General features: G+C 57.6%; 11 protein-coding genes. 6 read left to right on the top strand and 5 right to left on the bottom strand.

The features are described 5' to 3' along the window. Positions 1-5: 5 nt before the first annotated feature. The 3 genes from QLQ17_RS14020 to QLQ17_RS14010 are packed head-to-tail and all read right to left on the bottom strand — an operon-like array spanning position 6 to position 3,488. On the bottom strand, positions 6-785 hold the full coding sequence (locus QLQ17_RS14020; protein WP_283210232.1) for an enoyl-CoA hydratase: 780 nt from the start codon (positions 783-785) through the stop codon (positions 6-8). A 19-nt stretch (positions 786-804) separates the two neighbouring features. Then, positions 805-1,971 carry an acyl-CoA dehydrogenase family protein gene (locus QLQ17_RS14015; RefSeq protein ID WP_283210231.1) on the bottom strand — a complete coding sequence of 389 codons (1,167 nt, stop codon included), beginning with the start codon at positions 1,969-1,971 and terminating at the stop codon, positions 805-807. 26 nt (positions 1,972-1,997) lie between these two features. Continuing rightward, on the bottom strand, positions 1,998-3,488 hold the full coding sequence (locus tag QLQ17_RS14010; RefSeq protein WP_283210230.1) for a CoA-acylating methylmalonate-semialdehyde dehydrogenase: 1,491 nt from the start codon (positions 3,486-3,488) through the stop codon (positions 1,998-2,000). Between the two features lie 136 nt (positions 3,489-3,624). Between QLQ17_RS14010 and QLQ17_RS14005 the strand changes: the two genes are divergently transcribed. The 3 genes from QLQ17_RS14005 (at position 3,625) to QLQ17_RS13995 (ending at position 6,486) form a co-directional block, all read left to right on the top strand. Further along, the gene (locus QLQ17_RS14005; RefSeq protein WP_283210229.1) at positions 3,625-4,500 is read left to right on the top strand and encodes an AraC family transcriptional regulator; all 876 of its coding nucleotides are present in this window, start codon (positions 3,625-3,627) and stop codon (positions 4,498-4,500) included. A gap of 109 nt (positions 4,501-4,609) precedes the next feature. Next, positions 4,610-5,668 (top strand): NAD(P)-dependent alcohol dehydrogenase, encoded by a 1,059-nt coding sequence (locus QLQ17_RS14000; RefSeq protein WP_283210228.1) that lies wholly within the window; start codon positions 4,610-4,612, stop codon positions 5,666-5,668. Between the two features lie 17 nt (positions 5,669-5,685). Continuing rightward, positions 5,686-6,486 carry a crotonase/enoyl-CoA hydratase family protein gene (locus QLQ17_RS13995; protein WP_283210227.1) on the top strand — a complete coding sequence of 267 codons (801 nt, stop codon included), beginning with the start codon at positions 5,686-5,688 and terminating at the stop codon, positions 6,484-6,486. On the opposite strand, the gene QLQ17_RS13990 is transcribed toward QLQ17_RS13995, so the two are convergent. After that, a complete protein-coding gene (locus QLQ17_RS13990) occupies positions 6,480-7,019 on the bottom strand; it encodes a glutathione peroxidase (RefSeq protein ID WP_502867389.1) in 540 nt (179 codons plus the stop codon). The genes QLQ17_RS13995 and QLQ17_RS13990 overlap by 7 nt on opposite strands. A gap of 65 nt (positions 7,020-7,084) precedes the next feature. Here QLQ17_RS13990 and QLQ17_RS13985 point away from each other — a divergent pair, with 65 nt between their 5' ends. Together QLQ17_RS13985 and QLQ17_RS13980 are read left to right on the top strand one after the other, a co-directional pair. Beyond that, entirely contained in the window at positions 7,085-8,794 is a 1,710-nt protein-coding gene (locus QLQ17_RS13985; protein ID WP_283210226.1) for a VRR-NUC domain-containing protein, read from the top strand. After that, positions 8,791-11,067, top strand: coding sequence for an ATP-dependent DNA helicase (locus QLQ17_RS13980; protein WP_283210225.1), 2,277 nt, complete (start codon positions 8,791-8,793; stop codon positions 11,065-11,067). The genes QLQ17_RS13985 and QLQ17_RS13980 overlap by 4 nt, the downstream gene beginning before the upstream one ends. Positions 11,068-11,082: 15 nt before the next feature. On the opposite strand, the gene QLQ17_RS13975 is transcribed toward QLQ17_RS13980, so the two are convergent. Next, positions 11,083-11,805 (bottom strand): substrate-binding periplasmic protein, encoded by a 723-nt coding sequence (locus tag QLQ17_RS13975; RefSeq protein ID WP_283210224.1) that lies wholly within the window; start codon positions 11,803-11,805, stop codon positions 11,083-11,085. 188 nt (positions 11,806-11,993) lie between these two features. Here QLQ17_RS13975 and QLQ17_RS13970 point away from each other — a divergent pair, with 188 nt between their 5' ends. Then, on the top strand, positions 11,994-13,001 hold the full coding sequence (locus QLQ17_RS13970) for an LLM class flavin-dependent oxidoreductase (RefSeq protein ID WP_283210223.1): 1,008 nt from the start codon (positions 11,994-11,996) through the stop codon (positions 12,999-13,001). Positions 13,002-13,007 lie beyond the last annotated feature (6 nt).

Here is a 13,007-nt window from a genome sequence, read left to right as displayed (position 1 = left end):
TCAGCTCACCGGTTTTTCCACTGCGGCGCGCGCTTTTCCAGAAACGCGTTCACGCCTTCGCGCTGGTCTTCTGTACTGAACAGATCCACAAACAGTTCCCGCTCCAGGCGCCAGCCATCGGCATGGCTGCGACCGTCCCGGGCACTCATGATCAAGGTTTTACATCGGGCAACCGACGAGGGGCTCTGTTTCTCGCTCATGTGGGCCAGAGCCATGGCTTTATCGAAAGACTCACCGGTTGGCACCACTTCTTCTACCAGGCCAATCTCCAGTGCCTTGTCTGCTTTAACCCGCTCGCCACACAGGATCATGCGCTTGGCCCATCCCTCGCCGACCAGCCAGGGCAGGTTCTGGGTCCCACCCGCACAGGGCAACAAACCCACGCCCGCCTCGGGCAGTGCCATTTGAGCCTGTTCTTCGGCTATGCGCAGGTCGCAGGCCAACGCACATTCCAGGCCGCCCCCCATGGCGTAGCCATTGATCGCCGCGATGGAGACGCCACGAAAGCGGGTGAGCGCGTCGAAAGCACGCCCGAACGCCTGGGCCATCGCATTCGCGTTGCCAACGTCACCATCAGCAAAGGTTTTCAGATCGGCACCGGCCGAGAAGAACTTCTCGCCCTCTCCCGTCATTACCAGGGCGTAAATGTCCGGATCTTCATTCAAGTCATCCACCAGGGTGCTCAGATGATTGAGTGAGTCCAGGGTCCAGGTATTGGCAGGTGGATTGGCAATGGTGATCACCGCCACATGGTCCCGTTTGTCCAGTTTGATCAGGTCGCTCATCGTCGTCTCCGGATAAAGGCTATTGAATCGCTTCGGCCACGCCGGCTTCCAGCAGTCGGCGGGCCACGATCAGGCGCATGATTTCATTGGTGCCTTCAAGGATCTGGTGCACCCGCAAATCCCGAACATAACGTTCCAGCGGGTATTCGCGGATGTAGCCATAGCCCCCATGCAATTGCAGCGCCTGATTGCACACTTCAAAACAGGCATCGGTCGCGAACTGCTTGGCCATCGCACAGTGAAGCGTGGCTTCCGGGTCGGCGTTATCCAGTTTGAAGGCCCCCAGACGAACCATTTGCCGGGCGGCGGTCAGCTGCGTGGCCATATCCGCCAGCTTGAACTGCAGTGCCTGGAAACTGGCCAGTGGCTGGCCAAACTGCTGCCGTTCATGCAGGTAATTCCGCGCCCGAATCAATGCCGCCTGCGCCCCGCCAAGCGAGCAGGTCGCAATGTTCAGGCGACCGCCGTCCAGGCCTTTCATGGCAATGCGGAATCCTTCACCTTCGTTGCCCAACCGATTGGCCTCCGGCACCCGAACATTCTCAAAGGTCACCTGACGGGTGGGCTGGCTGTGCCACCCCATTTTTTCTTCACACTTGCCATAGTGAATGCCTTCCGCATCGGCCGGCACCACAAAGGCACTAATACCCTTGGCGCCACTGTCCGGTGCGCCCGTCCGGGCCATGACCACCAGCATCTGAGTCGCGCCTGCGCCTGAAATAAATACTTTGCTGCCGCTGATCAGATAACTGTCGCCGTCTTTTTCAGCTCGGGTACGCAGGTTGCCAGCGTCTGAACCCGCACCGGGTTCGGTCAGGCAGTAGGAGCCGAGCCATTCGCCGCTGGTCATGCTGGGCGCGATGTTTTTCTTCACCGCTTCAGTGCCAAAGCTTGCCACCATCCAGGTGGCCATATTGTGAATGGTGAAAAACGCTGCGGTGGATGGGCAAGCGGCCGCCAGCTCTTCCACGATCACACTGGTGTCCAGCCGGGACAGACCCATGCCGCCCTGGTCTTCCGGAGAATAGATCCCGCAAAAGCCAAGCTTCGCGCCTTCACGAATCACCTCCACCGGAAAGGTATGATCGGCATCCCATTTGGCAGCATGTGGCGCCATGGACTTTTCAGCAAAGGATCGTGCCGCCTCGCGAAAGGCCAACTGGTCGTCGGTCAGGTCAAAATTCATGGCCATTCCTTATTCATCGTGAACGTTCAGCGCATCTTGATGGAGAAATTGGTTTCCGCCTGGGCATCGCTACTAAACCAGCGGGCCGTGATGGTTTTGGTTTCGGTGTAGAAACGCACGGCCTGTTTGCCATAGGTGTGCTGGTCGCCGTAAAAAGAGCCTTTCCAGCCAGTGAAGGAGAAAAAGGGCAGCGGCACCGGAATCGGCACGTTGATGCCGACCTGACCCACTTCTATCTCGTGCTGGTAGCGGCGTGCGGCGCCGCCAGAACTGGTGAACAGAGACGTGCCGTTGCCGTAGGGGCTGCGGTTCACCAGAGCGATGGCTTCTTCCAGGTTGGCGACTTCCATGCACGACAGCACCGGGCCAAAGATCTCTTCCTTGTAGATATCCATGTCTTCGGTCACGCCAGAGAACAGAGTAGGCCCAACCCAATTGCCGTCAGGAAGGCCGTCTACCGTGCAACCACGGCCATCGAGCAACAGGTTCGCGCCCTGTTCCTCGCCACGATCAATCAACTGTTCGATCCGCTGTTTGGCCTTCTGGCTGATGATGGGGCCATAGCTGGCTGCGGCATCATTCCAGGCTCCGGGCCTGGCGGCAGCCAATGCCTCTTTCACTTCCGGAATCCATTGCTGTGACTCACCCACGAACACAGCCACCGATATCGCCATACAGCGCTGGCCAGCAGCACCCACCGAGGCGCCAACCAATGCATTGATCACTTGTTGCTTGTCGGCATCCGGAAGGACCACCAGATGGTTTTTGGCACCCGCCAGGCTCTGAACGCGTTTCATGTGGCGGGTACCTGTTTCGTAGATGTACTGGCCAACAGGCACTGAACCGACAAAAGACACGGCTTTGATGGCCGGATCCGTCAGCAGGCGGTCAACCTGCTCTTTGGCCCCGTGAACAACCTGCAGCACACCTTTGGGCGCACCGGCCTGTTCAAACAACTCCGCCAGCCGCATGGGCGTCAGGGGGTCCTGTTCCGACGGTTTCAGAATGAAGGTGTTGCCGCAGGCAATCGCCAGAGGAAACATCCACAGGGGAATCATTGCCGGGAAGTTGAACGGCGTGATACCAGCGCAGACACCCAGCGGCTGGGTGAAGGAATAGGTGTCAATTTCACGTGCCACGTTTTCAACCGTTTCCCCCATCATCATTGAGGGAATATTGGCCGCGTGTTCTACGACTTCGATGCCGCGCCACACATCGCCTTTGGCATCCTCGAAGGTTTTGCCGGTCTCGCTGGACAGGATTTCGGCAATCTCGTCGTGATGTTCTTTCAGCAAGGCCTGATAACGCATCATGACGCGTGCGCGTTCCGAAACCGGCGTTTCCTTCCAGAATTTGAAGGTTTCGGCGGCACTCTCGATGGCGCGGGTCATTTCGTCCGCAGTGGTACAGGGGGCTTTGGCAATGACCTCGTTGGTGGCCGGATCGGTGACGTCGATCCACTGATCTGTCTGACTCTGGACGAATTCGCCGCCCAGGTAGAGAGGTACCTGTTTCATGGGAGTTTCCCTGTCGTTGTTGTTGGAATAGGCGTTATAGATTGATGCTAGCACAGGCTTTTCAGTGCGAATGATTGACTAACTTTCGCTCATGCTGGACTATTTTTCGATTATTCAGCGTCGAAATAGCGCAACCATGACTCGCACTTCCCAATGGCCTGTGCCGCCAGACAGCATTCGTTACGTGATTCCTGCACCGGTGATTCGCGGCCTGTCACAGCACCCGCTGACCCGGGATCTTTACCCGCTGGCCTTCGGCCACTACCGTCGCGCAGAAGGCCATCATATGCACCGTGAACAGCACCACGATCATCTGTTAATCCTGTGCACGGACGGAGAAGCCTATCTGAACATTGAGGACCAGCCGTACCTTGTAAAGAGCGGCGATCTGGTTCTGATCCCCGCCGGCGCCAGCCATCGCTACACCGCAGCGCCTGACAACCCATGGACAATCCATTGGGTTCATTACTCGGGCCCACTGGCCAGGGAGTTTCAGGAACACATGGGATTCACTGACGGGGTATACATCCAACATATCGGCCGCCAGCCACGACTGCTGGTGGACTTCAACGGCCTTCTATCCGTGCAGCAAACGGGCTTTCGTTCTTCAGGACTGGTGCACGTAGCGAACCGATTACGACAGTTACTGGCAGGCGTTCCACTGAGCCTGAATCAGGCTCAACAGCCCAGCCAGCTCGACCTGGATGTTATTCACAATTTTATGCGGGAACACCTTTACGAACGGATTACGCTGGAGCAGCTGGCAGAACTGACCGGGTTGTCTGCCGCCCATTTTGCGACCCGCTATCGCGCCGCCACCGGTGTATCGCCAATCCAGCATTTCCTGCATCTCAAGATAGAGCAGGCCTGCCAGCTGATGGACACCACCAGCGACTCCTTTGCCCACATCAGCCGGATGTTGGGCTATGATGACAGTTACTATTTTTCGCGCCTGTTCAAGAAAATCATGGGCCAGTCGCCGACCGATTATCGCCATACCCATCGACATTAGTCGTAGATCGATCAACAGACAGTTGCAATACGGAATCCAACCCGCAGTTATTTCGTAGTTAACTAACTATTGAACGCAATACAATCGAACAACCGAAGGAAAGATGAGCATGGCCAACGCAAAAGGTTACGCAGCACAATCCGCAGATTCGAAACTCGCACCGATGGACTTCGACCGTCGCGAACCGCGCCCGGACGATGTCTCTATCGAAATCGATTACTGCGGCGTGTGTCATACCGATATCCACTTTGCCCAGAACGACTGGGGCGTATCGCAGTTCCCGGTCGTCCCCGGCCATGAAATCATTGGTCGCGTAACCGCGGTCGGCCCAGAGGTCAAGGATTTCAAAGTGGGCGACACCGTGGGCGTCGGCTGCATGGTGGATTCCTGCCGCACCTGCTCATCGTGTAACGCCGGGCTTGAGCAATACTGCGCGGAAGGCATGACCGGCACCTACAACGGCGTTGACCGTCATGATGGTTCCATCACCTACGGCGGATATTCCGACAAAGTCGTGGTCAGTGACCGCTTCGTGGTGAAAGTACCCGAGAAACTGGACCCGGCCGCCGCCGCTCCGATTCTGTGTGCCGGCATCACCACCTATTCTCCCCTACGCCATTTCGGCGTAAAGGCAGGCCATAAAGTTGGTGTTATCGGTATGGGGGGCCTGGGCCACATGGGCGTGAAGTTTGCCAAAGCCCTGGGCGCGGAAGTCACCATCTTTACCCGCTCTGAAAGCAAAGTGGCCGAAGCCAAGAAGCAGGGTGCGGATCACGTGATCATCTCCACCGACCCTGAACAGATGAAAGCGGCTACCGAGACGTTTGATTTCATGCTCGATACCATTCCGGTACAACACGACCTGAATCCGTATCTGAATTGCCTGAACGTCGATGGCACACACATCATCGTGGGTCTGCTCGAGCCGATTGAAGACCCGGCATTGCAAGCTGGCGCTCTGGTCTTCAAGCGCCGCGTTCTGGCAGGCTCCCTGATCGGCGGTATGCCGGAAACTCAGGAAGTGCTGGATTTCTGTGCCGAGCACGATATTTCCTGTGACATCGAAATGCTCGACATCAAGAACATCAACGAAGCGTACGAGCGCATGAAGAAAGGCGACGTGAAATACCGCTTCGTCATCGACATGAACACGCTGAAAAACGGGTAAAGACCCAGGAGTAACCAATGTCAGACCCGTTTGCCGAAGCGGTCTACACCGACATTCAGGGCGAGGTGGCTACGATTGTTATTAATCGTGGCCACAAACGAAACGCCGTGGATGGTGCCACTGCCGATGCGCTTCGTGTCGCCTTCGAAGAGTTTGAGCGAAACGACGACCTGAAGGTGGCTGTTTTGTGGGGCGCCGACGGGAACTTCTGTGCCGGTGCTGATCTGGAAAGCGTGGGCGACCCGGAGCGTCGCAACTACGTCGAACCCACGGGTACAGCGCCGGGGCCCATGGGCCCCTCAAGAATGGCGCTGACCAAACCGGTGATTGCAGCCGTATCGGGCTATGCTGTGGCGGGTGGTCTGGAGCTGGCGTTGATGTGCGATATGCGGGTGGCGGAAGAGTCTGCTGTCTTCGGCGTGTTCTGTCGACGCTGGGGCGTGCCGCTGATCGACGGTGGCACCGTTCGACTGCCCCGAATAGTCGGCCAGGGTCGTGCGATGGACATGATTCTCACCGGTCGCCCGGTAGACGCCTCCGAAGCGTTGACCATGGGTCTGGCCAACCGGGTAGTGCCGGATGGCCACGCCAGATCCGAGGCTGAAGCACTGGCAAGGTCAATCGCCGGTTTTCCACAGCAGTGCATGCTGACCGACCGGGCTTCAGCCATCGGCCAGTGGGACCTGTCCTTATCCGAAGCGCTGGTGGCGGAGGGAGCGGCCGGCTATCCGGTAGTCTTTGCCGAGGCCATTGCCGGTGCCGATCGGTTCAAGAAGGGCGCCGGACGCCATGGAAAGTTCGACGACTCGAATCAGTAGCCGCCGACAACCTCGTCGAGTGCGGAGCGCAAACGGTCATCGCTTGGTGACACCCGGCTGGGGAATCGTTCGACGACGTTACCCTGGCCGTTCACCACATACTTGGTGAAGTTCCATCCCGGGGCGCCACTCTGCTCATTGAGCGCACTGAAAACCGGGTTGGCGCCGCTGCCAGTGACAGAGGACGGGGCAATCATGGTGAAGGTGACGCCAAAATTCTTGAAACAGACACCGGCGGCCTCCGCTTCGCTGTCTGCTTCCTGATTGAAATCATCGCTGGCGAAACCAACCACCACCAGGCCATCATCACGATACTGTTGGTGCAGCGCTTCCAGACCTTCAAACTGGGCGGTATAGCCGCAATGGCTGGCGGTGTTGACCACCAGCATGGGCTTCCCGCCTGCCAGTTCACACAAATTCACCGACTCCGAAGAATGCAGCTTGCGCAGATCGTGATCCAGATAGTCGGCACATTCTGCGGCCTGAGCCGTCCACGGCAGCAAAGCAAAAACCATCAGGAACAAAGCTCGCATCGATTCGTCTCCCTGGGGCATCATCGTTAGTATTCTATTACGCTCCGGACTTCGAAACAGTTTCAATGCCTGACCTGCACACCGAACAGACGACCCAGGTTCCCCAGACGGCGGACCTGAATGACCCGCTTTACTACCTCGCCAATTTTGAGACGGTGATTCGATGGGTGCGGGACCACCACAGTGACTTGCTGCTAACCGAAGAAAGCCGCCTGGTGGATAACCTGATGGATCTGCCCGCCGATGCCCGGGCTCTGGTCGCCCGAATGGTGATGCGCACCGGCGATGGTTTTCGGGTAGAGAAGCTTCACTATCCCGAACTGGTACATCCCATATCGCAGCTGATGGATGTACTGGAAGAGGCTGAGTGGATCGACGCTTCACCGTCGATTTCCGTGGCCGAACTGTTTCGTCTTTACACCCTGCCAGAGCTCAAGCCGGAACTTGCGCAATACGCTGCGGAAACCGGGCTGAGCGCCAGTGCCTCCAAAGCCCAGCTCAAACAGGCCATGGGCGAGGCGTTTCCGGAAGCTGCTCCGGTCAGCGCCTGGTTACCCAACACCAAAACCCGCCTGATCCGGCTTCAGCACATGGCGTTGTTCGATCGCCTGCGTCTGATGTTTTTCGGCAATCTGCGCCAGACATGGTCGGACTTTGTGCTGGTGGAACTGGGGCATCATCAATACGAGAAGGTGCCCTTTACCCCCGACGCCCGGGCATTCGATAAACGTGAAGACGTGGACCGATACCTGCTGCTCCACCATTGCCGAGAGCGCCTGGACGAAGGTGAAACGCCGGAAGCCATCTGGCAGGCAATACCGGAAGCTTCTGACAATGCCTGGCTGGAAAGCCGACGAGGCAGGCTGCTGTTTGAACTGGCCCGTCAGGCCGAGCGGGAAAAAAACATCCCGCTGGCCCTGGAAACCTATTCGGAGAGCCAACACCGGGAGGCCCGGCTTCGCTACCTCCGGCTTCTGGAACGCCAGAAAAGATTCCGGGAAGCCTGGGATCTTGCCTCCCGTGCAGCGGGATCGCCCCGCAACGATGCCGAAGTTCAGGGGCTGAAACGCCTGATGTCACGGCTGGCCAAAAAGCTCGACCAAACGCTGGAACGCGCCACACCCAAACCGCAGATACCAACTACTCACCTGACGCTCGACAACCCCTCAGGCCATTCCGTCGAATGGCGCGTCATGGAACACCTGCACACCGACGACGAGCCCGTCGCCTATGTGGAGAACACACTGATCACTGGACTGTTTGGCCTGCTGTGCTGGCCGGCAATTTTTGCACCGGTGCCTGGCGCGTTTTTTCACCCTTTTCATATCGGCCCGGTGGATCTTTACCGGGAAGATTTTCTGAGTCGTCGAAAGGCTCTGTTTGATCGATGCCTTGAACAACTGCAAGACGGCACCTGGAAACAAGCCATCCGGCACACCTGGCAGGAAAAATACGGAATCGCCTCACCTTTTGTGGTGTGGCCGGTGTTCAGCGAAACCCTTTTGGAACTGGCCTTGCACTGCCTGCCGGCCCAACACCTGGAGCGACTGTTCCATCGCATGTTGGCGGATCTGCGCCAGCATCGCAGTGGCTTCCCGGACCTGATCCGCTTCAAGCCAGACCACCCGGACCCGCAGCAGCGTTATGAAATGATCGAAGTCAAAGGTCCCGGTGACAGACTGCAAGACCACCAGGTGCGCTGGCTGGAATATTGCCTTGAAAACAACCTGCCGGTGTCCGTCTGCTACGTTCGCTGGTCGGAGGTCCTTTCGTGACCCTGCACTCTGTTGCCGTACGAACATTGTGCGAGTTCGCCGCCCGATCCGGCGATCTGGACCTTCGCTACACGCCGGCCCCCACCGCCGAAGAGGGCATCACCGGCCACCAGACCGTTCAGGCCAGGCGCAGCCCCCGCTATCAGAGTGAGATGGCACTGGCTGGCCAGTGTGGCAGTCTGATGATCAGCGGGCGGGTCGACGGCTACGACCCGATTGCCGGTCGACTGGAGGAAATCAAAACCCATCGCGGGGATCTGTCCCGGGTACGTGAAGCTCAGCGCAACCTGCACCGGGCGCAATTACGGGTTTACGGGGCATTGCTGTGTTATCAGGAGAAACGCAAAGAGCTTGATCTGGCACTGATCTACTACGACATTGGCAAGGACAAGGAAACGGCGATCGTTGAGACCGCCACCGCCGATGAGCTTTGGCAAGAACTGGAAAAACTCTGCGCGCTTTATGCAGATTGGGCAGCACAGGAACAGGCCCATCGTGACGCCCGCAACCAATCATTGACCGATCTGAACTTTCCGTTTCCTGAATTCCGACCCCAGCAACGTCCTCTGTCAGAAACCGTTTATAAGAACGCCGTCCGCAATCATTACCTGCTGCTGGAGGCGCCAACCGGGCTGGGTAAAACCCTGGGCACGCTGTTTCCCTCGCTGAAGGCTATGCCCGCAGCGAATCAGGACCGACTGTTTTACCTGACCAGCCGAAACACCACCCGTCAGGTAGCCAGGGAAGCGATAGAGCGACTTGCGACCAGTCAGACCGGCACGCTGAAATTAAGAACTCTGGAGTTGGTGGCGAAGGATCACGCCTGCGAACACCCGGACAAAGCTTGTCACGGCGACGATTGCCCTCTGGCAAAGGGCTTTTTCGACCGCTTGCCGGATGCGCGCCAGGCGGCGGCCACACATCCCGACATCCTGGACCAGAAAGCGCTGGCGAGCATCGCCGCCGACCACCAGATCTGCCCCTATTTTCTGGCCCAGGAAATGGCGCGTTGGTGCGATTTGGTCATTGCAGACGTAAACCGGATGTTTGACCAATCCGCGTTGCTGCATGCACTGACACGCCAGAACGACTGGAAGGCGGGCCTGTTAATTGACGAGGCCCACAATCTGGTCGATAGAGCCCGAGGCATGTATTCGGTGACCCTCAGCCAGAAACGCCTGCTGCGAATCCGAAAACAAGCACCCAAACCACTAAAACCGGCCATGAACGGCGTTGCGCGTGCCTGGCAATCCTTGCTCAAAAACGATGCGCCCGACGGCGGCAAAGAGCACGGCAAGCCGCCTGTCACCCTGCACCATCTGCCTGCCACCCTCACGATGGCGCTGGCCAGAATGGTGTCCGCCATTAGCGATTACCTGGTGGACCACCCACCAGATCTGGCCCTGCAGGAATTGTTGTTCGAATCCCTCGCCTTCACCAAACTCGCTGAGGTTTTCGGTGACCACTCATTGGCCGAGCTGGCGCGGCCAAGACGAGGCGATGCACAGCTTTCGATCCAGAATCTGATACCCGCCGATTTCCTGGCACCGAGGTTCGAGTCTGCACAGAGCACCCTGTTGTTTTCTGCCACGCTCTCTCCCGGCGAATACTACCGGGACCTGTTAGGGCTGCCAGAGCAGACCCGTTTTAAATCACTGCCCGGCCCGTTCAATGCGGATCAATTGACCGTTCACTTCACCCCGGACATCAGCACCCGGAAACCCGATCGGGAAGGCTCGCTCGAACCCATCGCGGAGTTGATTGCCCGGCAATATCGGGAGCGGCCGGGTAATTACCTGGCCTTTTTCAGTAGCTTTGATTATCTCGAAAAGGTCCGAGCGGCAGTGGCCAGCTCGGCACCCGATATTCCCCAGCGGGCCCAACGTCCCGGGATGAGCGCAGAGGAGCGCCAGTCATTTCTGGAGGATTTTAACGAAGGTAATCAGAGCGTCGCCTTCGCGGTCCTGGGAGGCATTTTCAGCGAGGGCATCGACCTGCCCGGCGACCGCCTGATCGGGGCCTTTGTGGCGACGCTTGGCCTGCCGCCGTTTGACCACTGGCACGAAGTGCTGCGGCAACGATTGGATCAACGTTTTCAACAGGGCTACGCATACACCTACCTGATTCCCGGCCTGCAAAAGGTGGCGCAGGCAGCCGGGAGGGTAATTCGTACACCGACAGATCGAGGGGTAATCTGGCTGATCGATGACCGGTTTGTCCGGCCGGATGTTCGCAAACTACTACCGGGCTGGTGGGAGCCAACATTTGGCTAACCAGCTTGGCCTCGGTCAGTACACGTGCTCATAGGACTGTTGCAATCGGTGGTTGGTACCGTCCTCTCTCATCTCCCGTAGCCTTTTATCCAGCTCGGGCAACAAGGGCAGAAAAGGGGAGGCTTTCCCGATCATAAGATGGAACTCAATGTGACCGAACTCGACACCTGGCACGCGGACGATCGCATCCTCGTAGCCCAGCTCTTCGATGTAATACTCGGTGACATCACGCGACTGCAAAAAAAGGTCGCCACGCCCCCAACGTAATTTCTTGAAGATGGCTTCGATGTCCTTGCCGCCAAAATCCACGTCAATGTCCCCGAGTTTTTCCTTTGCCCAGCCATCGCCGAGATAGGTCAGCAACTGAAACCCTTCAAGATCAGCTACCGTCTCAATCTCTCGAATTTCAGGCATTCTGGGATGCCCTTTTGATGTAAAGACGGCCACTGAGGAATGGGCAATGGGAGTATCGACAGCGCGGGAATAATCCAGACGCTCTGGTGTCGCAACGGTCACCATGCCATCCGCTTGTCCTGTTTCAACAGAATACTGGGCTCGTTGCCAGGGCTGCCAGATAAACTGGACTGACACTCCCATCCGCTCTTCCAGCGCCTCATTCAATACATCAACGAATAAGCCAGTTGGCTCATCCTCTTTGGTATGGATAAATTGCGCAAACGAGTCGTAGACGATTGTCAGGCTATTGTCCGCCTGTGTTTGGGCATCCGTTCGGGCCACTGAAAAAAACAAAAGGCAGAAAAGACCGCATAAAAACCACGGTTTTATTCTTTGTTGGCTCACAGGTCTCGCATCCCGTAACGTACGTGAACTTCAAAGAGTCTATACCAGTTACCGGTCAATGTACGAACGGGGAAAGGCTTGATGGATTTGTTATTCTTAAAGGTACCCTGATCCTGGAGTTCTTGATGCAGTCCGCTTCTACTATTCCCTTTTCCCTCCTGGAGCTGGCTTCGGTTCGCGAAGGCGATTCCGTCGGTCAGACCCTGGCCAACAGCGTGGCCTATGCGCAACACGGGGAACGTCTCGGCTTTAACCGTTTCTGGCTGGCCGAGCACCACAACATGGAAGGCATCAGCAGTTCCGCCACGTCGGTATTGGTGGGGCACATTGCCGGAGCAACCAAAACTCTGCGAGTAGGTTCTGGCGGCATCATGCTGCCCAATCACCCGCCACTGGTGGTTGCAGAGCAATTCGGCACTCTTGAAAGCCTGTATCCCGGGCGCATCGATCTTGGTCTTGGCCGGGCTCCGGGCACCGATCCAGTGACCAGCCGTGCCCTCCGACGAGAACACCTGGGTGCCGAGCAATTCCCTGAAGATGTCGCAAAACTGCAACGCCTGCTCGGGCCACTTCAGCCCGGCCAGCAAATCAAGGCCATTCCCGGCGCAGGCACTCAGGTGCCGATCTGGTTATTGGGCTCCAGCCTGTTCAGCGCTCAGCTGGCGGCGCAGCGTGGACTGCCCTACGCCTTCGCAGGGCACTTTGCCCCACGACTCTATCGGGAAGCCCTGCAGGTCTACCGGAGCCAGTTTCAGCCTTCTGAAACGCTGAAACAGCCCTATGCGATGTTAGCTGTACCGGCCATTCCGGCGGAAACCGACGAAGAAGCGCAATTCCTTGCCACCACCAGTTACCAGCGTATTCTGGCGCTGTTCCGGGGCCAGCCTCTCTGGATGCGGCCTCCCGTAACCTCGATGAAAGGTCTGTGGAATGCGGGAGAGCAAGCGGGAGTCAAAGATTTTCTGGCATTGCAGTTACTGGGAAGCGCGACAAGCATTCAACAACAGCTCGAACAGCTGTTATCGGGCGTTGAAGTGGACGAGCTGATGTTCACGATTGACCTATACGACCCGGAGAAACGCCGCCGGGCCCTTGATATCCTGGCGGCTTGCCGCAGCCGCCAGAGCCATTGAATTGGC

This window comes from Marinobacter sp. CHS3-4, from assembly GCF_030053415.1.
Lineage (GTDB): Bacteria > Pseudomonadota > Gammaproteobacteria > Pseudomonadales > Oleiphilaceae > Marinobacter.
Note: the sequence above shows the minus strand (reverse complement) of the source record. Positions and strands in the feature narration are given on the sequence as shown.

Excerpts from the sequence above, each read along its gene's own strand:
- QLQ17_RS14020 (WP_283210232.1), bottom strand. The coding sequence starts at position 785 with ATGAGCGACCTGATCAAACTGGACAAACGGGACCATGTGGCGGTGATC.
- QLQ17_RS14015 (WP_283210231.1), bottom strand. The coding sequence starts at position 1,971 with ATGAATTTTGACCTGACCGACGACCAGTTGGCCTTTCGCGAGGCGGCA.
- QLQ17_RS14010 (WP_283210230.1), bottom strand. The coding sequence starts at position 3,488 with ATGAAACAGGTACCTCTCTACCTGGGCGGCGAATTCGTCCAGAGTCAG.
- QLQ17_RS14005 (WP_283210229.1), top strand. The coding sequence starts at position 3,625 with ATGACTCGCACTTCCCAATGGCCTGTGCCGCCAGACAGCATTCGTTAC.
- QLQ17_RS14000 (WP_283210228.1), top strand. The coding sequence starts at position 4,610 with ATGGCCAACGCAAAAGGTTACGCAGCACAATCCGCAGATTCGAAACTC.
- QLQ17_RS13995 (WP_283210227.1), top strand. The coding sequence starts at position 5,686 with ATGTCAGACCCGTTTGCCGAAGCGGTCTACACCGACATTCAGGGCGAG.
- QLQ17_RS13990 (WP_502867389.1), bottom strand. The coding sequence starts at position 7,019 with ATGCGAGCTTTGTTCCTGATGGTTTTTGCTTTGCTGCCGTGGACGGCT.
- QLQ17_RS13985 (WP_283210226.1), top strand. The coding sequence starts at position 7,085 with ATGCCTGACCTGCACACCGAACAGACGACCCAGGTTCCCCAGACGGCG.
- QLQ17_RS13970 (WP_283210223.1), top strand. The coding sequence starts at position 11,994 with ATGCAGTCCGCTTCTACTATTCCCTTTTCCCTCCTGGAGCTGGCTTCG.